The organism is Actinoplanes utahensis, from assembly GCF_016862455.1.
Classification (GTDB): Bacteria; Actinomycetota; Actinomycetes; order Mycobacteriales; family Micromonosporaceae; genus Actinoplanes; species Actinoplanes utahensis.
This window is the reverse complement of record NZ_BOMZ01000079.1, coordinates 138,173-156,707: the sequence shown is the minus strand read 5'-3', so window position 1 is coordinate 156,707 and position 18,535 is coordinate 138,173. Positions and strand designations below refer to the sequence as shown.

Genomic DNA, 18,535 nt, shown 5'->3' with positions numbered 1-18,535 from the left:
CTCCCACGCCCGGCGATCGCCGGGCGTTCCACCGCCATATCCTCGAGAAGGCAAAGCAGTGCTCATACGCTCACGACCACGCCGCCGGGCCACGGCCTTGGCGGTGCTCACCGTCGCGACCGCCGCCGTGCTCGCCCCGGCGACGACCGCGACCGCGGCCGAAGGTCCCGCCCCGCAACCGCGGGAACACCGGGTCATCGCCGGGGTGCACACCGACGCCGTCTCCACGTTCCTCGACGACGGCCGCCTGACCCTGGCGTCGCGGGCCGACGTCGCCGAAGGCAACGGCACCCGGTTCGCCGCCGACGACGTCTGGTTCCACCTGGCCGACGACGCCAAGGCCACCGTGCCCGCCGGCTACGAGTTCCTCGCCCCGGCCGGCACCGAGGTCTGGATCGCGCCGGAGTCCAACCCCGGAGCCGGCCGGCTGTGGCCCGGCTTCTCCACCGAGGCGGTTCCGCTCGGCGCGATCGAGGGCGACCGGACGACGCTGACACTGACCGGCCTCGAAGGGCCCGGCAGCCTGGAACTGTTCACCGCCGCCGGGTTCGGTGGCACCAAGCGCCTGTGGTCCTCCGACGAGGACGGCTTCACCGCGTTCACCGTGGGCCGCACCCACATGCACGCCAACTGGGCGTTCACCGCGGCGGGCACCTACCGCGTCGGCGTCCGGGCTGCCGTCACCGTTGCCGGGCGGGAGCAGACCGCGGAGGCCACCTACACGTTCGTCGTCGGCGGGCTCCCCGCCGCGACCGCCACCACGACAGCGCTGACCGCGAGCGCGACCAGCATCGTGACCGGCGACAACGTGCGCTTGGACGCGACCGTCACCCCGGCGGACGCAACCGGTTGGGTCGAGTTCCTCGACGGCGGCACCGTCCTCGGGCACACCGCCGTGAGCGACGGGAAAGCGCGCTTCGAGGTGGCCACGCTGCCGCTGGGCAGGCGGTCGGTCAGCGCCCGGTTCGTGCCGCACGTGCTCAACCGGTATGGCCGGTCCACCTCGGACCCGGTGAGCGTCACCGTCACCGAACAGGCCGGCGGTGACGTCTTCGCCATCACCGGACTCGCCGACCGCTACCGCGCCGGCGAGCAGATCGACCTGCGGTTCACCGGCGTCACCCTCGGCGACGGCCACCAGGCGATCTGGCTCATCCGGCCCAAGGGGCAGACCACCGAGTACTACGCGGTCCTCGGTGACCGGTACACCCGCGACGCCACCGTCGCCCTCGACGGCGCGGACATCAAGGTGCAGATCCTCGACGCGCGCAACAAGCTCGTGCAGGACAGTGAATACCGGCGCCTCAACGTGGACGGCCCCGACGTCGGATCCGGGGAATCCGTCACGATCACCGGGCTCCGCGACAGCTACCACATGGGAGACCCGGTCCGCGTCTCCGTCGAACACCGCACCCTGGCCGCCGGCGAGAGGACCAGGTGGCTCATCCGAGGCTTCCCCAGTGCCGTCGCGTGGGAGGAGGTGGGCGAATGGGCGATGCCCAAGACGGACCCGGGCAGCCCTCGCACCCACCTGATCGACGCGCTGTGGGTCAACCAGAACGAGTGGGCGTACGAGATCGTCGCCTCCGACGGCACCGTGGTGGGCCGCTCCCCCGCCATCACCGCGAAGATCATCGACCGGGAACTGCAGCTCTCCGGCCTGCGCACCGTCTACCGCGCCGGCGACACCATCACGGCGAAGTCGGAGGTCTACCCCGCACGAGACGGCCTCGCCTACGAGTGGGGCATCGCGGCCGACCAGTGGACCCCGATCCCGGGCGCCACCTCCTCCTCGATCGAGCTGCCGGTCACCGCGGACCTCGACGGCACCAGCCTGTACCTGACCATCACCGACGCCGCCACCGGCTACTTCGTCGCCAGCGCCCAGCACGAGCTGCGCGTCACCGACGCCGCACCCGGCGAGCAACTACTGTTCCTCGACTCGCTGTCCGGCCACTACCACCAGGGCGGCACCATCCGCCTGCGCGCCTTCGGCGACCCGGCCGCCAGCGACACCGACACCTACCGCTGGCTGTGGAAACGACCCGACCAGGCCGCGTTCGCCGTCATGGACAAGGTCACCACTGCCAGCCACGAGATCGTCGCCGAGCAGGCCCTCGACGGCGCGCAGATCAAGGCGGAGCTGTACTCGGCAGCCGGCACGCTGCTGGCGACCAGTGAGCCGGCGACCATCCACGTGGACGACCACGGCGCCGCGCCGCGGCAGAAGGCGACCGTCGACGGTGTCGCCGACAGCTACCGGACCGGCGACGAGATCAGGTTGTCCGCCTCGGTGACGCCCGCCTCGGTGCTGGCCCGCTGGGAGTGGTACCTCGACGGGCAACTCGTCCCCGGCCAGAACGGCGCGCAACTGTCCCTCACGGCAGCCGGCGAGCACGACGGCGCCGCGGTCGTCGCCCGGCTGACCTTCGACGACGGCCGCAAGTACGTCGAGTCCGCGCCGGTGACCCTGCACGTGAACGGGACCGGTGCACCCGGTGACCTGGCCCTGTCGGTGTCCGGCATGGCCGACGGCGAGTACCAGCCCGGTGACGCGGTCACGTTGCAGGCCGTCCAGTCACCGCAAGGGCCGCTGACCGCCTACCAGTGGTTCGTCAAGCGGGACGGCGACGCCGACTTCACACCCGTCGCCGGCGAGACCGGCGCCTCCTACGGATTCACCGCCACCAAGGAGCTCGACGGTGCTCAATACCTGGTCAAACTGTACGACGGCACGACGGTGGCCGCCGTCAGCAGCCCGGTCACGGTGAAGGTCGCGGACGGTCCGCAGGGTGGCGCCGCGGCGAAGACGGTGACCGCGACGATCAGCGACACCGACGGTGCTCTCGTGATCAGCGTCGACGACGCCGACCGGGCCGTCACCCTGCCGGCGGCCACACTGAACGGGGCCGGTGACAGGTGGGAGAGCAGCGGCGCGCTCAAACCGGTGACCGTCACCGACACCCGGTCCGGCCGGCCCGGGTGGACGGCGTCCGGGCAGGTCGCCGACGGGTTCCGCACCGACGACGGCAAGACCTTCGCCGGGAGCCACCTCGGCTGGGCGCCCGCCGTCGTCGCGCAGGGTGAAACGCAGGGCGTGGTGGCCGGGCCGGTCGCTGTTCCGTCCGTACCGGGGCAGTCCGGCACGGGACTCGGCGACGGCGCGGTGCTGGCGACGGCTCCCGGCGGCGCGGGACGGGGCACCGCCCGGCTCGACGCGCAGCTGAAGCTGAGCGTGCCGACCGACACCGCGGCCGGCACCTACACCGGCACCCTGACCCTGACCGCCATCTGAGTCGACTGCCACCGACCGTCAGCGCCGCGCGGGTCACCTCGTGCCCGTCGATCCACCGCTGACGGCCGGTGGCATCACCATCCGCCGCCCTGCCCCTGCCCCTTCTGGGGCCGGGCGGCGCTCCACTGGATCGTTCGGGCAGCTCGAAGCGCTGCAGGTAAGGCGCCGAACAGGCCACCTGCTCGCCTTGAACGCCCCCGTGCAGGCCGCCCGCGCCGGCGAACTCGGCAAGGGCTCCGCCGTAGTAGCCGGCGCCGGCAGCGTTACCGGCCCGGATCCCGGGGCCGACGTCTTCTCCCGACGCGCCGCCGCCACCGCACCGGCCGATCAGTCGGACCGGCATCGACGAGTCAGCGTTCAGCACCGGGGACATCGAAGTGGGTGGCTGGGACCGATCTGGTCGCCCGCCGTGGTTCGCGAACCGCCCGGCACCCCGGCCGCTGTCAGCGCGACATGGCGCGACTGACGTGCTCGCCCGGGTAGGGCACGGCCGAGGGGCGCAGCAGCATCCACATCGCCGTGGCCGCGGCGGCCGGGATGAGGGCCAGCACCGCCCACGGCGTGACGGCGAGGGCCCCACCGTCCGGGACGAGCTCGAGCAGGCCGCCGGTGAGCGTGCCGGCGATCAGCACGGCGAGACCACCGGCGGTGGAGAGGACACCGAGGTGGGCGCCGAGATGCTGCTCGCCGGCGAGCCGGGCGGCGACGTCCGTGGCGACCGGGGTGATCAGCATCTGACCGCAGGTCAGCAGCACGACCATCGTCACCGCCGGAAGCGGGCCGCGAAGGCCGGCGGGAGCGGCGAACGCGGCGGGCGCGAACGCGAGCGCGGTGACGGCGAATCCCACGGTGAGAGCCCGGCGTGCGCCGAGCCGCCGGGCGCCCTCGGTGACCGCCGTCTGCCCGAGGACGACTTGGGCGGAGGCGAGCGCGAACAACCAGCCGAGCGCCGATGTGTGGCCGGCGCGTTCCAGTTCGGCGGGCAATGCCGGATAGAGCTGGTTGTAGGCGACGAGGCCGGCGCTGTAGGCGGCGGCGAACGCCAGGAACCGCCGGTGCCGCAGGACCCGGCGCAACCCGGCGACCGGGGGTTCCGCGGCGTGGGCGCCGGGCTCGCGCGGCAGCAACCGGGCGTGCAGAGCCAGGATCAGGACGAACACGGCCGCGGCCGTGAGACAGGTGGCCCGGAAGCCGGCGGCCAGCAGGATCGTGCCGAGGACCGGGCCCGTCACCGCCCCGATCTCCCCCGCGACGGCGAACATGGCCAGCAGCCGGCTACGCGGCGGTCCACCGGTGGCCTCGCTGCGGGCGCCTTCGCGGGCCAGTGCCGCTTCGACCGCCGGGGAGAACAGCGCGGCGGCCAGCCCGGTGAGCACCACCCCGGCGAGCACGGTGACCAGCTCACCGGCGTAGCCCAGCACCAGGAAGCCGGCGACCCGGAGGGCACAGCCGGTCAGCACCAGTGGGCGGGTGCCGTACCGGTCGGCGAGGGTGCCGCCGAGCACGAACAGGCCCTGCTGGCTGAACGTGCGCACCCCGAGGACCAGGCCGACGGTGGCGCCGGCCAGTCCGAGGTCGTCGCCGAGGTGCCCGGCCAGGAACGGCAGCACCAGGAAGAACCCGACGTTGAAGGCCAGCTGGGTGAGCACCAGCAGGCGAGCCACCGGCGACAGTTCCCGGAGACCGCCGAGGACCGACCAGCGGCGGACCACCCTCCGGATCACCGGGCACGCCGCAACGCCGACGCCGTGACGGCCAGCACCGAGAGGGCGACCAGGGACAGGCACGGCCCGAGCACGGTCCAGGGCGCGCGTTCCACATAGGGCATGCCCTCGGACAGCACCAGGCCCCAGTCGGGGGTGGGTGGTTGCGGGCCGAGGCCGAGGAAGCCGAGGGCGGCCAGGGCGAGGGCGATGCCGGGGACCCGCAGGACGGCGTGGCGGGTCAGCGGTCCGAGGATCGTGGGCACGATGTGCCGCCACAGCGCGCGGGCCGGGCCGACGCCGAGGACCGGCAGGATGGCCACGTGCGGCCGGGCCCGGGCCTCGGCGACCAGTGTCACCGTGTGCGCGGCCAGCGGCGCCCATCCGACCAGCAGGACGGCGACGGCTGCCGCTCCGGCGGCCGGGCCGGTGACCGCGGCGACCAGCAGACCGGCGAGTACCGGCGGGGCCGCGTTGGCGACCTCGAGCGGCCCGGTCGCCGTCCGTGGCAGCAGGCCGATGAGGAGGCCGAGCAGCAGGCAGGCGGCGCAGAGCAGCACAGCGGCGCCGATGGTGAGGGCGGCGCCGTGGCCGAGGCGGGCGAGCAGGTCGCGGCCGGAGGCGTCGGCGCCGAACGGCAGGTCCCACGACGGGGCGGCGAGCCGGCCCCGGTCGGCGGTGTACGGATCCCCGGCCAATCCGGCGGCGATCAGTGCCGTCAGCACGGCCAGCGCGGCCCCGGCGGTGATCCACAGTCCACGGTGCGGCGCCGGGGTGTGCGCGGCCACCGGCAGGCTCGCCGCCCGCAGCGCAGGGCCCAGCACGGCGCGGCGCAGCAGTTCGGCGGCGATCCCGGCGATCACGCCGAGAGCCAGCAGGATCAGCACGCCACCCTGCAGCACCGGCAGGTCCTGGGTCTGGGCGGCGCCCAGGGTGACCCGGCCCAGGCCGGGAACGGCGAAGACCCGTTCGACGGCGACGGCGCCACCGGTCAGGCCGATGAGCACCAGGGCGATCTGCGGGATCAGGCCGGGCAGGGCGCGGCGCAGCAGAGCAGCCACGGTACGGGCGCGGCCGGCGCCGGCGGTCGCCCAGGTGACCGTCCACGGTTCGCCCGCGACCCTCGACACCGCGTCGGCCAGCAGCATCCCGATCAGTCCGCCGGCCGGCAGGCCGAGAGCGAGCGCCGGCAGGACGGCATGGTGCGCCGAGTCCCAGCCGTACGGTGGGAAGGCGCGCAGAGCGACGGCGCCGGCCAGCAGCAGCACCGAGGCGAGCAGGAACTCCGGGAGCGCGGTCAGCGCCGCGGCGGCCGCCCCGCCGCTGCGCCGTTGCCGTCCGCGTACCGCCGCCGTCAGCGCGGGTGCGGTCAGGGCCGCGGTCACCACCAGCGCGACCAGGGCCGCGAAACCCATCAGGGTCAGTGATACGCCGGTGGCGCGCAGCAGGTCGGGCAGCACCGGCCGGCCACTGACCCAGGAGGCGCCGAGGTCACCGCGGAGGATGCCGCCGAGCCAGCGGCCCAGCAGCGTGAGCGGCCCGGCGTCGAGGCCGAGCTGCTCGCGGACCGCGGCGAGCGCCTCCGGCGTGGCCTCCTGTTCGGCGGACCGGCCGCGCAGCACGGTCAGCGCCGGGTCCCGGCCGGACAGCCAGGGCAGCAGGCCCACGACGGCGACGACGACCGCGACGGCACCGGCCCGGGACAGACCGGCCGCGAGGGCGGCCGGTCTGCTTCGCCCGTACCGGGAAGGGCTTTTGATCTTGACCTTGGTCGCCGTCACGCCGGGGCGGTCCCGGCGGTGATCAGCGTGCGCTCCCGCGAGTCGCGTCGCACGCCGGTGAAGGCGCCCGACTCGCCCTGGATGACCCGCTCGTGCAGCAGCGGGACGGCGGCGTCGGACTGCAGGATCAGCTTCTCCGCCTCCATGATCGCCGTCTGGCGCTCGGGTCCGGCGACGATGCCGGCGGCCTTCTTCAGCGCGGCGTCGATGGCCGGGTCGCAGAGCTGGGCGATGTTGAAGGAGCCTTCGCAGGAGAAGTCGCTGTACATGTAGGCGACCGGGTCGCCGGAGTCCAGGACGGTGGCGCGGGACAGGATGAACGCGTCGAACTCACCGGCAAGGGCGTCGGCCTCGATCTGCGCGTACTCACGGACCTCCTGGCGCACCTTGAAACCGGCCGCCTCGAGCTGCTGCTGCAACTGGACGGCGACCTCGGGAAGCTCAGCACGATCGGTGAAGGTCGCGAGGACGATCTCCGTGCCGCTGACCGGTTTCGGGGCGGTCTCGGTACGCGGCTGACGGGCCTTCGCCGCCCACGGCAGCGCCGGCCCGAGCAGTCCGGTGGCGACGTCGGCACGGTTCTCGTAGACGTTCGCGACGATCGGCTCCCGCTTGATCGCCTGCCGGGCGGCGGCCCGGACGGCGGGGTCGGCGAACGCGCCCTTCTCGGTGTTCAGGTAGAGGGTGTTGGTGCGCGGCATGGGCACTTCGTGCACCTTGCCGCCGTCGAGCAGGCCGGCCTGCGACACCGGGATCGCCTCCACCACATCGGCGGTGCCGGTACGCAGGGCCGCGGCGCGGGCGGTACCGTCGGGCACGAAGCTGACGTCGATGCCGGCGGCCTTGGCCGGTCCGCCCCAGTAGGCGTCGTAGCGGTCGAGCTTCGCGGTCGTGGTGTTGCTGGAGATCAGTTTGAACGGGCCGGTGCCGTGCCCGGCCGGGTTCACCGCACCGTCGGCGCCGTACGCGGCGGTGGCCAGGATGGACAGCTGCGGGCTGGACAGCCGCTGCGGGATCAGCGGGTCGACCTCGGCCGTGCTGACGAGTACGGCTTTGCCGGCGGCCGCCGGGTCGGGGCGCACGGTCAGGTCGACGCCGTCGAGGATGCGCGGCTTGGGGCCGGCCTTGGTGGCGGCGGTCAGCGCGGCGACCACGGAGGCCACGGTGAGCGGGGTGCCGTCGTGGAAGGTGACGCCGTCGCGGATCTCGAAACGCCAGGTCTTGGCGTCCGGGGTCTGGGTGAAGGCGGTGGCGAGGGCGGGTTGGGCGACGCCGTCGGCGTCCAGGGTGACCAGGGTCTCGGCGGTCGACCAGCGGGACAGTTTGAAGGCGTCGTCACTGAACGGGCTCAGGCCGCTGCGCGGCGGCAGCAGCATGGCCAGCGAGATCCGGTCGTCGCCGCTGCTGTCGGCGGTGTCGCCGGAGTTGCTGAAGCAGCCGGTGAGCAGCAGCAGGCCGGCGGTTGCGGCGGCGGCGAGACGGACGCGGGGATGTGGCACGGTGAATCTCCAAACCAAAAGGGGAAGAGCCCGGTCAGGCCGGGAACCGGGGCACCGCGGCGAGCAGCGCGCGGGTCTCCGGGTGGTCGGGGGCGGCGAGCAGGTCGCCGGTGCGGCGGTCCTCGACGATGCGGCCGTCGTGCATGACCGCGATCCGGTCACTGAGAGCGGCAGCCGCGGACACGTCGTGAGTGACCAGCAGCAGCGCGGTGCCACGGCTGGCGGAAGCGTGGCGCAGCGCGTCGATGACATGCGCGCGCAGCGGTGCGTCGAGGCCGCTGATCGGTTCGTCGGCGATCAGCAGGCGCGGCTCCGGCGCCAGCGCGCGGGCGATGGCGACCCGCTGGGCCTGCCCGCCGGACAGGTCACGGGCGCGAACGGTGTGCAGGGCCGCCGGCAGGCCGACGGCCTCCAGGACGGTGGCCGCCGCAGCGGTGAGCCGGGCCCGGTCGGTGACGCCGCACAGCCGGCGCAGCGGTTCGGCGACGATGTCCAGGACCCGCGCCTGCGGGTCGAGGGTGGCGCCGGGGTCTTGGGGAACGTACTGGACGAGGCGGCGGAACCAGCGCAGCCGACGTACCGGGCCGGGGGTGACCACGCGTCCGTCGCAGTGGATGGCGCCCGACGCCAGAGGCTCGAGGGCGAGCATCGCGCGGACCAGGGTGGATTTGCCGGACCCGGACCGGCCGAGGAGCGCGACGCGCTCGCCGTCGCCGATGGCCAGGTCCACGTCGTGCAGCACCGGCGTAGCCGGTGTGTAGGAGTGCCGCACCCGCACGCAGTCGATGACGCTCACGCGGCGGCGCTCCGGGCGGCGCCGACCAGCTCGCGGGTGCGCTCGTGCCGGGGCTCGCGCAGCACGTCCAGGATGGGACCGTTCTCGATCACCCGGCCGCCGTGCATGACGACGATCCGGGTGCACAGGCCGGCGGCGACCGCGAGGTCATGGGTGATGAACAGCAGGGCGGGGCCGTCCGGGCGCCCGGTGCGGTCCTTGAGCAGGCTCACGATCGCGGCCTGGGTGATCACGTCGAGCGCCGTGGTGGGCTCGTCGGCGACCAGCAACGGGGGCTGTGCGGCCAGGGCGAGAGCGAGACAGGCGCGCTGGCGCTGGCCACCGGACAGCTGACCCGGATAGCGTTCCGCGATCTGGTCCGGCAGTCCCACCGAGGCGAGCAGGTCGCGCACCCGGCGCCGGGTGTCGGCACGACGGAGGCGCCCCGGCAGGGGAAGGGCGATCTGTTCTCCGACGGTGACCAGTGGATGCAGGGCGAGGGCGGAGTCCTGAAGCACGGCGGCAGGACGCCGGTCCGGGGCCCGGCGGGCGCACGGCACGCCGAGAACCTCCGTCCCGGCGATCCGGACGCTTCCCTCCGCGGTCAGGCCGGGCGGCAGCACCCCGAGGACGGCTTTCGCGGTGAGACTCTTGCCCGAGCCGGAGGCGCCGACGAGAGCGACCCGCTCGCCGGCCCGGCAGACCAGATCCACGCCGGCGAGCAAGGCGCCGCCGCCGCCCTGCAGCGACAGGCCCGTCACCCGCACAGCAGCCTGCTCCATCACACCTCCCGAAACGACAACGATTTTCGTTTCGCTGCCAGACTAACGGGAGCTCGGCGAGGCCGCGACGTGGCGTCCCCCTGCTCGGAATGGGTATCGTTTGCAGTAAGGTTCGACGTGGCGCGGCACTTCGCGACGGTCAGCCGACGGTACGGGCCACCCGATAGACGCCCATTCCGCACGCTTGCGCGGCGAGACCCACCGCCGCGACCTCGGCGAGCAGCGTCTCCTCGTCGAGCACATGCCATCGATAGGCGGCGGTGACGTCCCGGACGAGGTCACCCTGCTGATCACGAACGCCGTAACGCATGTGCCAGACCACGGCGTCAGCGCCCGCCGGCTCCGCACGCCCTCCACCCTCGTAGGTGCAGGAGCCGATCCGGACCGCGGCGAAGTCGGCATCGGGTACCGCCTCGGCCCGTGCGGGCGGCTGGAGGTTGACGACCAGGGGCACCTCCGGAGCCATCCGATCGGCCAGCCTGCGCCAGAGGCGCCGGCGGTCGACCGCGCTCAGGTGACCGATCATGTTCATGGCGAGCACCCCACCGACCGCGTCGGGCAGGTCGACCGTTTCGGCTCGCTGCGCGATCACGGACACCCGCTGCGCCAGCGTCGGCTCGTCGGCCAGCCGGGCGAGCAACACCGCACGCTGGACCAGCGAAGGCTCGACAGCGACGAGAGCGGCGGAGGGGGCCAGCTCGGCGAGCAGGAGCGTCCCCCGGCCACCGCCCGCACCGAGGTCGAGCAGGGGCCCGGCCACAGGGTCCAGCCCGCGCAGAGCGAGCGCGACCGGCTCCCGCAACGCCGTCCAGGCGTCACGGCTGAGAATGTCGAGGAACTCGCCGGAGGTGCTGTATTCATCCGTCACAGCATCACCCTATCGAGAATGAATGTCACTTCCGAATCAGTGGCTGGTGCGCGGCGCCGATGTCCTCATCCGGTGAGCCGCCATCGGTCCTGGACTGCTTCGAGACTCTCGCCGAGCCCGAATCCGCCGACGGACAGAAGGCCGGCCTCGGCAGCAGCGCCGCCATCCGACGTGCGCAGCCCGATCGCGGTGCCGGCGGAGGTCGGAACGTCACCGTCGGCACCACCGCCCCGGCACCTGGGCGTGATCGGCTACGGAGACGGCACCACCCGGATCGGCCGGACCGTCTTGGGAGTGATCGCCTGACACGCCGTGGGGACACCGCCGATCGGTGGCGTCCCCACGGTTGATCCACCGTCAATCGTCGGCCCGCACGGCGTCCAGCACGGCCCGCACCTGGCCCGGCTGCTCCACCGGCCCGAAGAGCAGACCCGCGGCCCGGTCGCCGCGCCGGCTCAGCAACACCACCGGCGCCTTGTCACAGGCGCCCAGGCAATCGCTGCGGATCAGGATCGCCCACCGGGTGGCGCGGACCTTCTGGCGCAGCGCGCCCAGCAGGGTGACGGCTTCCCCTTCGGCGACACCGGTGTCGGTACGCCCCTGCAGGGCATGGCATCGATGCCCGTCGCAGATGACTACGGTCATCCCCGGGTCGTCTCCTCCGGCCCCCACCGCCACCAGCGCCCCTGGACCGTCACCAGGAGGCCTTGCGAACGCCCGGGAGCTCGCCGCGGTGTGCCAGTCCACGGAACCGGACCCGGGACAGGCCGAACCGGGTCAGCACCCCACGGGGCCGTCCGTCGATCTGGTCGCGGCTGCGCTGCCGGCAACGGCTCGAATCACGGGGCAGCGACGCGAGGGCCCGCACGGCGGCCGCCCGCTCCTCCGGGTCGGTCGACGGCGCGGAGATCGCCCTCTTCAGCGCGGCACGGCGCTCGGCGTAGCGCTCGGCAAGCTCGGCGCGGCGCTTCTCACGCAGAGTGAGGCTCAGGCGGGCCATCAGCGGTCCTCTTTGAAGTCGACGTGCTTACGGACCATGGGGTCGTACTTGCGCAGCACGAGGCGGTCCGGATCGTTACGGCGGTTCTTGCGGGTGACGTACGTGTACCCGGTGCCGGCAGTGCTCTTCAGCTTGATCACGGGGCGGACGTCGGTGCTCTTGGCCATCAGACCCGCACCCCCTTGGCCCGCAGCCGGGCGACGACCGAGTCGATGCCGTCCCGGTCGATGATCTTGATGCCGGTGGTGCTGACGTTCAGGCGAACGGTGGTGCCGTCGGCGAGCCGGAAACGGCGGCGCTGAACGTTCGGGTTCCAGCGGCGCCGGGTGCGGCGGTGGGAGTGCGACACGGCGTTGCCGAAGCTCGGCTTCGCGCCGGTCACGTCACAGACGAGAGACATGCCCCGACTATATAATGAAAACCGTTGTCATAATCAAGTAGAGGCGTAGCGCCTCGGATCCCGTCGACACACCCACCTCCCGACATCGAAGAGGGTGCGCGACGGCTACGGGGGCCGCCGGCCCCATTTATGCGATAATTGCAATATGCGCATCGCGGCATGCTACCGTCGGCAGCAGTCAAGATCCGACAGATGGAGGTAACGATGAGCACCGCGACGCACGAGATCCATGAGACCCACGAGCACCTGCACGGCACCGACTGCGGGCACGTCGCCGTCGAGCACCAGGGCCACGTGGACTACCTGCATGACGGGCACGTGCACACTGAGCACACCGGCCACTACGACGAGTGCGCCCTCGACAGCCACGTCGCCGCCGAGACTCACGAGCACGCCCACGGTGACGACTGCGGGCACACCGCCGTGTCACACGGTGACCACGTGGACTTCCTCCACGACGGGCACCGCCACGCGGCGCACGAGAACCACTACGACGAGCACTGACCGGCTTGCGGAGGAGAGGCCGGCGGGCCGTCGCCGTCCTCGGCCACATGAGCCAGGGCGTCCCGGACGATGTGCGCCACGTGCTCGTCACGGAGCACATAAGCGGTCTCCCGGCTCTGCCGGACTCCGCGGACCACTCCAGCGTCCCGGAGGACGCGCAGCTGCTGCGACACATGGGGCTGGGTGAGGCCGGTCAGCGCGACGAGCTGATGCACGAAGCGCGGCTCGGACGCCAGCAGGTCGACGATCGCCAGGCGGACCGGCGACGACAATGCCCGGAACAGCTCGCCCGCCGCCTCGTACCCAGTCATTTCGCGCCGCTGCATGCAGCGTATGTTTCCACGCCCCACCGGCCCCGTCAGCATGCTGCCATCGACGGGCTCTCCAGGCCACATGTCGCGGCCGGGAGAACCCGTCGCCCCACGTTCATGACGAACGAGGCCCGTCGCTGAGCAGTTCGTCAGTGGCCCGAGACGGTGCCGCTGATCTCGTTGGGGATCGCGTCCACAGGCACGGGTTCGGTGATCTAGGCATCGTCGCCGCGAACGAACAGACCCAGGCGCGGCTCCTGCAAGCCCTCGGCGCGCAAGCCCCTCCCAGCCGGCGCCTGGTCCCGACCGGAGGCGATCCCACCGGCGGCGAGCGCTACGCCACCCCACCGGCCGAGCAGCAGGCGGGCCCGGTCACCCAGGTCTTCGAGCAGCACCCGCCTGTGAGCCTTCGCCGGCCGTACCCCACATCCTCTTCATCTCCCAGGCCCCGGTGCGCGATCGGCCGGAGCTTCGTCCTGACCGATCGCGCACCGGACGACTCAGCGCAGAGTGCTCAGGTCGATGTATCCGCGCTGCACAGCGCGGACGAGGCGACGAGGAACCTGGTAGGTGGTGCCACCGACGTGGAGGGGCACCAGGTCCACCGGCGTCGCCTTCCAGTTGGCACGGCGATGACGGGTGTTACTGCGAGACATCTTCCGCTTGGGGACAGCCATCAGAACTCCTTGGTCGGATCGGTTACGAGGTCAGGCGGTTGGCGTGATCGGTCCGGGGCAGGGCCCGTCCCAGATCCGGCCGCGGTCGCCGGCTCCTCATCGATGAGGAGGCAACGGTGAAATGCGTGAACGAGCTCGGCAGCGCCGTCGTCGAGACCGACGGACGGCGCTGCGCGTCAACGACCGCCCGGCCGTTCCACGCCCGGTGGGAGCCGATGCGCGCCAGACCGCCGGCTCCATCCAGGAGCAGAGGCGCCTGTCGACCGAGGTCGATGGTGTGGCGAGCCGGCGAGGCATCCGAAAGCCAGAGCCGGAGCGACATGCGGGCCGACAGCATCGAGCTGTCCCGCACGCCGCTGACCGGGATCACCCGGATCCGGCACAGGCTTGCCATGCGGGCGCCCCACGGCTCGAGTGACTCGCATCTGACTTCACGAAGCCTCCACACACCGCTTAGAGATAACGATTTTCATTGTATATATGGCGAGCGCGCCGGAGTTCACCCACCCCCGGCGACCTGACCATCAGAACGCTGTACCACTGCCGGGTCCCGCCAATGAGTGGCGTGCACGAGCCCAATCTCGAGGCCTTCTCGGGGTCTTCGTCTTCTCGGTCAGCGGGGACGGAACAGGACAGCCTGGACCATCTCGTCGAGCGGCACGAACTCGTCGCCACCCGTCGCGGCCACGCCCGTCTCGGTGACCAGGGCACCTCACGATGGCTGTTTCCTGGAGGGCGACCTGAGCAACACGTCAGCTCTTCCCGCCTCACCGTTCGGCCTCACCGCCAAGCCGGCGCTGCGTTACGCCATGACCGTTTGGCCGGAACGAGCGCAGCAAACTTGATCGAACGGGCCCGGAGGGTCAGCCACCGTCTTTGACTTTGAGGACCAGGCCGCCGTCTCGGAGGACACATTCCGGATGTTTCAACGCCCACGCTTTCGCCGCCGGCCCCACTCGATACCGACGCAGAGGCTTTCCATCCACCGTCGTGACGTGGGGTGATGTCACCTTCTGCAACGCCTTCCACGCCAAGTCGACCAGCACAACGAAATCACGGCGCACGCAGTCTGTCTGATCCTCCGGGAACCACTTGAACGCCAGTCGTCCCGGCTCCATCTTCTCGCCCTCGCCACCAAGAGGTCGATACCGACCTCCGGTGGCCGCCAGTAGATCTTCGTCCTTGGTGAACACAGAGGTGTGCAGATATTGGATGAGAGGTCCTACCGTCCCACCCTCTCGTCCGAGCAGGCGCAGGAACGCCTGCACTCCGTTGTGCAGCAGCGCCTCGCTCAAAGAGTTGTGCAGCACGACGCCCGCAGTCCGATCGTGTGTCTCCCAGGACGCGAGGTCCGCGATCGGCTCAGCCACGACTTCGCTGAAGGCCGCGACGTCAGCAGGCAACATGAAGGTGGCCACTTGCTTGGAACGCGATCCCTGCTCGAACACTCCGCCATGATCGCAGAAGTGGACTCGCCGCGAATTCACCGCTTCCCGAATGCCAAAAGCCGCGAGTCGCGGACGTACCATGCCGGGTCGTCGTGGGTCGGCGCTGGTGGTCAGCGACAGGCGGCTCTCGGTGTCACCGCCAAAGCCGGCCTCGATCGCCGCGCCATGGGCGCCCTCACGGTGCCGAGCAGGTCCCCGGGCGCCCGGCCAGACCGCGGCGTTCGCCGCGGGCCCCGGGCGATGGAACGATCGTCAGCCCTTGAGGGGGTTCTCGCCGGGGCTGGGCATGTAGCAGGGGCTGTCGACCGAGACGGCGATGCCTGTTCGGTCCTTCGTGGTGAAGAGGTTGGTGGTATGACCGGTCGCGGGGTTGTGGGCGGTCAGGTCACCACGGGTGCCGTCGGCGAAACTCTCCTCCCCGGTGATCACCCAGCCCTTGTTCTGGAGGGCGGTCTTGATGCGCCCGAGGGTGGTGAACTGGTCGGACGGGGGCACGTCGAGCACGAAGCCCGCGGCGAGGTACCAGCGGTCGTCGTCGGCGAACTCACCGTTCTGCCCGGTGCAGGGTGCCGGCGTGGCAGTCCAGAGGCTCTTCTCAGCGTCGGGCGCCGCATCGGTGATGATCTTCGCGTCTGCTTCGGCTTGCTGGGTGACTTCGGCGAACGGGCGGGTGGGCAACGGCGCGTCCTTGCCTTTCGGATCGGTGGGAGTGCAACCCGCGGTGAGGGCGAACGCTGCGGTCAGGGCGAGCATCCCGGCGGGTGTCCGGATCATCGGGCGGGGACCTTTCCGAGCGCTTCGGCTCTCTCGTAGTCACCGACGATGACGGCTGCTTGTGCCTTGAGGATGTCGGTGACCTGTTCCTTCGGGTCCTTCCAGTAGCCGCTGTGGCCGGAGGTGTCGGCCTGCAGCACTTTCGCGCCGAACTCGGGGTTGTGCGGTGCCGGGCCGTGAACCGCTTCCAGCCCTTCGCCGAAGAGCACCACCGGGCCGGGGCCCACCGGGATCTCGCCGATCTCCGGGTACAGCTTCTCCTGCAGCTTCTCGGGACGGGCCACGAAACTGTCGTCGACGGCCGCGGTGGCCCAGGTGTGTTCGGTGCCGGTGTTGAGTTCGCTGGCGTAGTCGACGCGCATACCGGGGCTTCCCGCGACGATGATGTCGTCGACGGCGATGCCGTCACCGGTGCTGGCGGCCTCGCCGAACACGGTCGAACCGTAGCTGTGCCCGATGCCGGTGATGTGCGACGGTGAGTCGTCGTGGCTGGCCCGCAGCCCGTCGACGAAGGTGTCCAGGGCGCGGGCGCCGGCTTCGCTCTTGCCGCCGAAGGGGGCGGTGACGATGTCGATGCCGGTGAGACCACCGCCGGGAGTGTCGTAGCCGAGCCACGTGATCACCGAGACGGGCTCGCCCTTGCCGGCCGCGGTGCCGGCCTCCTGCAGAATCTGTGCCCGGCGTAGTTCCTTGTAGTACTCGTCGAGTTCGGTACCCACGCCGGGAACGACCACGGCGGTGTGGGCGGCGGTGTCGGGGTTGCCGAAAGCGACGATCGCTTGCCCGTCGTCGTCGGGATCGAAGCCCAGCAGGTACATCGGCGCGGGGCCGGTGTCGTGCTCGCCCTCGCCTTCCAGGCGCTGGAGCAGGTACACGGCCCGGTCGTGCGGGGCGTTGCGGTAGGTGTCGCCACCACTGATGTTGTCACCGATGTAGTTGCGCAGGGCCTGCCGGTTCGCGGTGTCCCGGTCGGTGGCGGGCAGCCCGTCGAGCCCGCCGACCTTCTCCGGCCAGGCGGCCGCGTACAGCTGCCGTTCGTCAGTGGACAGGCCGTCCCACCACGCCTTGACCGCCGCCGGGTCGGTGCCGGCGGCCGGAATGGCGTCCTCGGTCAGGCCCAGGGCGGCGGCTGCGGACCGGGCCGCCTTGGTCACATCGTTGTACTCGCCCGCGTGCTGCCCGGCAGGCAGCTTGCCGACGCCGCAGATGCTCTCCAGGGCCAGGGCGATCCGGGTGTCGCCCTCACCGGCCTCGACCAGGATCTTCCAGAGCAGGTCGGCGTAGACGCCGGCGTTCGCGGCGTTGCGCTCGGACACCGTGCGGCCTTCCGGAGTGCTCTGCTCGGCCGTACTCATGAATGGCGGGATCACCCGGCCGTCATCGGTCACGCTCAGTCCGGCCGCGACGGCCCCGTCGACGACACCGCGCAGCCGCCGTTGCAGGTCGGTGATGTCCTCGACGGCCCGCCGCAGTACGACGGCGGCCATCCGGGCCCGGGAGGCGGCCACCTCGAACTCGTCGTCGAGGATCTCCAGCCGGGCGGTCGCGGCCGCCGCGGCGTCGCCGGCCCATCCGGACTGGCGTATCGGGCGGGTCAGCGTGCCGGTGGTGTCCGCGCTCAGCGCGGCGTACCTGTCGGCCACCCGTTGCCATTCCTCGGCCGCCGCGGCGAGCAGGCCGACGCGGGCGTCTTCGAGGTCAGCGAAGGTGATCACGGGCCGGTCACCTGCCCCGGGTGATGTCGAACAAGGCCGCGGTGGCACGGTCGGTGTGCTGGTAGTCCCGGGCACACCCACTCAACGCGTCGCCGAGCGCGGACAGATACCCGGCGAGGTCCTCCGCGTCGTCGGTCCACGCCGTCGCCAGCAATTCCAGGGAGTACCGGGTCTTCCACCCTCCGAGCCCGGTCATCGCCGCCTCGGTCTCCGGGCCGACGTCACGATTACTTTCCTTGACCCGGTCGGCCAGCTCGGCACAGACACGAGCTGCCGCCTCCAGGACTACCGGCTCCACCCGCACTTCCTCGGTCCCCATGATCCGAAACCTATCAATGGGTTGCCACGTGCGGACCAGCACTGTCGGGCAGGTCGGTCCGGCTCAAGCTGCCAAGCCGATAGGCGCACTGTCGGACCGCGCTGACAGGGACATGCTTCCCTGCACGGATCGGGGAAGCGGCCGCTCCGGCGGCACCGGACCCGCGAATGCCCTCACAGCGGTGCTGATGCCGGATCATAGCCAGCCCGCACGGCGTAGCCGCCGGTAGAGCAGGACCGAGCTGACGAGCATGACCAGCAGGACGCCGGGATAGCCGTACCGCCATTTCAGTTCGGGCATGTAGGTGAAGTTCATGCCGTAGATGCCGGCGATGGCGGTCTGCATGGCAGCGATCGCCGCCCATGAGGCGATCTTGCGCATGTCGTTGTTCTGGTCGACGGTCACCTGCCCCAGCCGGGCCTGCAGGATCGCGTTCAGTAGCTCGTCGTAGTTGACGGCAGCGGCGCGCTCCAGTACGGCTACTCCACCGTGGGCATGCCGGAGATCAACACCGCCAGCCACAGGATCCACACCAGCGCCAGCACGCAGATCAGCGCGGGCGCCCACCGGCGCATCCGTCGCCGCAGAGACGGGCTTTCGGATGTCGGGTCCATCAATCGGTCCTTCCACGGGTGAGGACGGTGCCGGTCCTTTGTTTCCCAGCACCACCACTGCGGAACCAGG

The 18,535-nt window shown here is 71.5% G+C and carries 19 protein-coding genes and 2 pseudogenes; 3 read left to right on the top strand and 18 right to left on the bottom strand.

The window, feature by feature from the left end; translation table 11 throughout:
- The first annotated feature begins 103 nt into the window (after positions 1-103).
- Entirely contained in the window at positions 104-3,295 is a 3,192-nt protein-coding gene (locus tag Aut01nite_RS45080; RefSeq protein WP_152628566.1) for a choice-of-anchor M domain-containing protein, read from the top strand.
- A 175-nt stretch (positions 3,296-3,470) separates the two neighbouring features.
- Positions 3,471-3,548, top strand: a pseudogene (locus tag Aut01nite_RS44905) (methyl-accepting chemotaxis protein); the annotation flags it as partial.
- Positions 3,549-3,738: 190 nt separating this feature from the next.
- Here the strand turns inward: Aut01nite_RS44905 and Aut01nite_RS27415 are convergent.
- The 10 genes from Aut01nite_RS27415 to rpmB form a co-directional block, all read right to left on the bottom strand.
- Positions 3,739-5,019: an MFS transporter gene (locus tag Aut01nite_RS27415; RefSeq protein ID WP_052163402.1), complete on the bottom strand. Its 1,281-nt coding sequence runs from the start codon at positions 5,017-5,019 to the stop codon at positions 3,739-3,741.
- Positions 5,016-6,779: an ABC transporter permease subunit gene (locus tag Aut01nite_RS27410; protein WP_201775465.1), complete on the bottom strand. Its 1,764-nt coding sequence runs from the start codon at positions 6,777-6,779 to the stop codon at positions 5,016-5,018. The genes Aut01nite_RS27415 and Aut01nite_RS27410 overlap by 4 nt, the downstream gene beginning before the upstream one ends.
- On the bottom strand, positions 6,776-8,278 hold the full coding sequence (locus Aut01nite_RS27405) for an ABC transporter substrate-binding protein (RefSeq protein WP_043523617.1): 1,503 nt from the start codon (positions 8,276-8,278) through the stop codon (positions 6,776-6,778). The genes Aut01nite_RS27410 and Aut01nite_RS27405 overlap by 4 nt, the downstream gene beginning before the upstream one ends.
- 34 nt (positions 8,279-8,312) lie before the next feature.
- Complete coding sequence (locus tag Aut01nite_RS27400; RefSeq protein WP_052163403.1) at positions 8,313-9,074, bottom strand: ABC transporter ATP-binding protein; 762 nt, start codon at positions 9,072-9,074, stop codon at positions 8,313-8,315.
- Positions 9,071-9,835 (bottom strand): ATP-binding cassette domain-containing protein, encoded by a 765-nt coding sequence (locus tag Aut01nite_RS27395; protein WP_043523618.1) that lies wholly within the window; start codon positions 9,833-9,835, stop codon positions 9,071-9,073. Before Aut01nite_RS27395 ends, Aut01nite_RS27400 begins: the two co-directional genes overlap by 4 nt.
- A gap of 139 nt (positions 9,836-9,974) precedes the next feature.
- The gene (locus Aut01nite_RS27390; protein ID WP_043523619.1) at positions 9,975-10,703 is read right to left on the bottom strand and encodes a class I SAM-dependent methyltransferase; all 729 of its coding nucleotides are present in this window, start codon (positions 10,701-10,703) and stop codon (positions 9,975-9,977) included.
- Positions 10,704-11,060: 357 nt separating this feature from the next.
- A complete protein-coding gene (locus tag Aut01nite_RS27385; protein WP_043523620.1) occupies positions 11,061-11,348 on the bottom strand; it encodes a (2Fe-2S) ferredoxin domain-containing protein in 288 nt (95 codons plus the stop codon).
- 49 nt (positions 11,349-11,397) lie between these two features.
- Positions 11,398-11,703: a 30S ribosomal protein S14 gene (gene rpsN, locus Aut01nite_RS27380; RefSeq protein ID WP_043523621.1), complete on the bottom strand. Its 306-nt coding sequence runs from the start codon at positions 11,701-11,703 to the stop codon at positions 11,398-11,400.
- Complete coding sequence (gene rpmG, locus Aut01nite_RS27375; protein ID WP_043523622.1) at positions 11,703-11,870, bottom strand: 50S ribosomal protein L33; 168 nt, start codon at positions 11,868-11,870, stop codon at positions 11,703-11,705. The genes rpsN and rpmG overlap by 1 nt, the downstream gene beginning before the upstream one ends.
- Positions 11,870-12,103 (bottom strand): 50S ribosomal protein L28, encoded by a 234-nt coding sequence (rpmB, locus tag Aut01nite_RS27370; protein ID WP_043523623.1) that lies wholly within the window; start codon positions 12,101-12,103, stop codon positions 11,870-11,872. The genes rpmG and rpmB overlap by 1 nt, the downstream gene beginning before the upstream one ends.
- 204 nt (positions 12,104-12,307) lie before the next feature.
- Between rpmB and Aut01nite_RS27365 the strand changes: the two genes are divergently transcribed.
- On the top strand, positions 12,308-12,607 hold the full coding sequence (locus tag Aut01nite_RS27365) for a hypothetical protein (RefSeq protein ID WP_043523624.1): 300 nt from the start codon (positions 12,308-12,310) through the stop codon (positions 12,605-12,607).
- Here Aut01nite_RS27365 and Aut01nite_RS27360 read toward each other — a convergent pair.
- From Aut01nite_RS27360 to Aut01nite_RS44415, 8 genes and pseudogenes are all read right to left on the bottom strand, one after another.
- The gene (locus Aut01nite_RS27360; RefSeq protein ID WP_052163404.1) at positions 12,592-12,933 is read right to left on the bottom strand and encodes an ArsR/SmtB family transcription factor; all 342 of its coding nucleotides are present in this window, start codon (positions 12,931-12,933) and stop codon (positions 12,592-12,594) included. The genes Aut01nite_RS27365 and Aut01nite_RS27360 overlap by 16 nt on opposite strands.
- A gap of 485 nt (positions 12,934-13,418) precedes the next feature.
- Entirely contained in the window at positions 13,419-13,595 is a 177-nt protein-coding gene (rpmF, locus tag Aut01nite_RS27355) for a 50S ribosomal protein L32 (protein ID WP_083998621.1), read from the bottom strand.
- Between the two features lie 863 nt (positions 13,596-14,458).
- Positions 14,459-15,043, bottom strand: a complete 585-nt coding sequence (locus tag Aut01nite_RS27350) for a hypothetical protein (protein WP_043523627.1) — start codon at positions 15,041-15,043, stop codon at positions 14,459-14,461.
- A 252-nt stretch (positions 15,044-15,295) separates the two neighbouring features.
- Complete coding sequence (locus Aut01nite_RS27345) at positions 15,296-15,817, bottom strand: hypothetical protein (protein WP_043523628.1); 522 nt, start codon at positions 15,815-15,817, stop codon at positions 15,296-15,298.
- The gene (locus Aut01nite_RS27340) at positions 15,814-17,532 is read right to left on the bottom strand and encodes an alpha/beta hydrolase (RefSeq protein WP_043523629.1); all 1,719 of its coding nucleotides are present in this window, start codon (positions 17,530-17,532) and stop codon (positions 15,814-15,816) included. Before Aut01nite_RS27340 ends, Aut01nite_RS27345 begins: the two co-directional genes overlap by 4 nt.
- A 7-nt stretch (positions 17,533-17,539) precedes the next feature.
- The gene (locus Aut01nite_RS27335) at positions 17,540-17,851 is read right to left on the bottom strand and encodes a WXG100 family type VII secretion target (protein ID WP_043523630.1); all 312 of its coding nucleotides are present in this window, start codon (positions 17,849-17,851) and stop codon (positions 17,540-17,542) included.
- A gap of 195 nt (positions 17,852-18,046) precedes the next feature.
- Positions 18,047-18,304, bottom strand: a pseudogene (locus Aut01nite_RS43745) (CorA family divalent cation transporter); the annotation flags it as partial.
- A 26-nt stretch (positions 18,305-18,330) separates the two neighbouring features.
- Positions 18,331-18,465, bottom strand: a complete 135-nt coding sequence (locus Aut01nite_RS44415; protein WP_268871691.1) for a hypothetical protein — start codon at positions 18,463-18,465, stop codon at positions 18,331-18,333.
- Positions 18,466-18,535: the final 70 nt, after the last annotated feature.

Excerpts from the sequence above, each read along its gene's own strand:
- Aut01nite_RS27335 (WP_043523630.1), bottom strand. The coding sequence starts at position 17,851 with ATGGGGACCGAGGAAGTGCGGGTGGAGCCGGTAGTCCTGGAGGCGGCA.
- rpmG (WP_043523622.1), bottom strand. The coding sequence starts at position 11,870 with ATGGCCAAGAGCACCGACGTCCGCCCCGTGATCAAGCTGAAGAGCACT.
- Aut01nite_RS27365 (WP_043523624.1), top strand. The coding sequence starts at position 12,308 with ATGAGCACCGCGACGCACGAGATCCATGAGACCCACGAGCACCTGCAC.
- rpmF (WP_083998621.1), bottom strand. The coding sequence starts at position 13,595 with ATGGCTGTCCCCAAGCGGAAGATGTCTCGCAGTAACACCCGTCATCGC.
- Aut01nite_RS27395 (WP_043523618.1), bottom strand. The coding sequence starts at position 9,835 with ATGGAGCAGGCTGCTGTGCGGGTGACGGGCCTGTCGCTGCAGGGCGGC.
- Aut01nite_RS27385 (WP_043523620.1), bottom strand. The coding sequence starts at position 11,348 with ATGACCGTAGTCATCTGCGACGGGCATCGATGCCATGCCCTGCAGGGG.
- Aut01nite_RS27360 (WP_052163404.1), bottom strand. The coding sequence starts at position 12,933 with ATGCAGCGGCGCGAAATGACTGGGTACGAGGCGGCGGGCGAGCTGTTC.
- rpsN (WP_043523621.1), bottom strand. The coding sequence starts at position 11,703 with ATGGCCCGCCTGAGCCTCACTCTGCGTGAGAAGCGCCGCGCCGAGCTT.
- Aut01nite_RS44415 (WP_268871691.1), bottom strand. The coding sequence starts at position 18,465 with ATGGACCCGACATCCGAAAGCCCGTCTCTGCGGCGACGGATGCGCCGG.
- rpmB (WP_043523623.1), bottom strand. The coding sequence starts at position 12,103 with ATGTCTCTCGTCTGTGACGTGACCGGCGCGAAGCCGAGCTTCGGCAAC.
- Aut01nite_RS27345 (WP_043523628.1), bottom strand. The coding sequence starts at position 15,817 with ATGATCCGGACACCCGCCGGGATGCTCGCCCTGACCGCAGCGTTCGCC.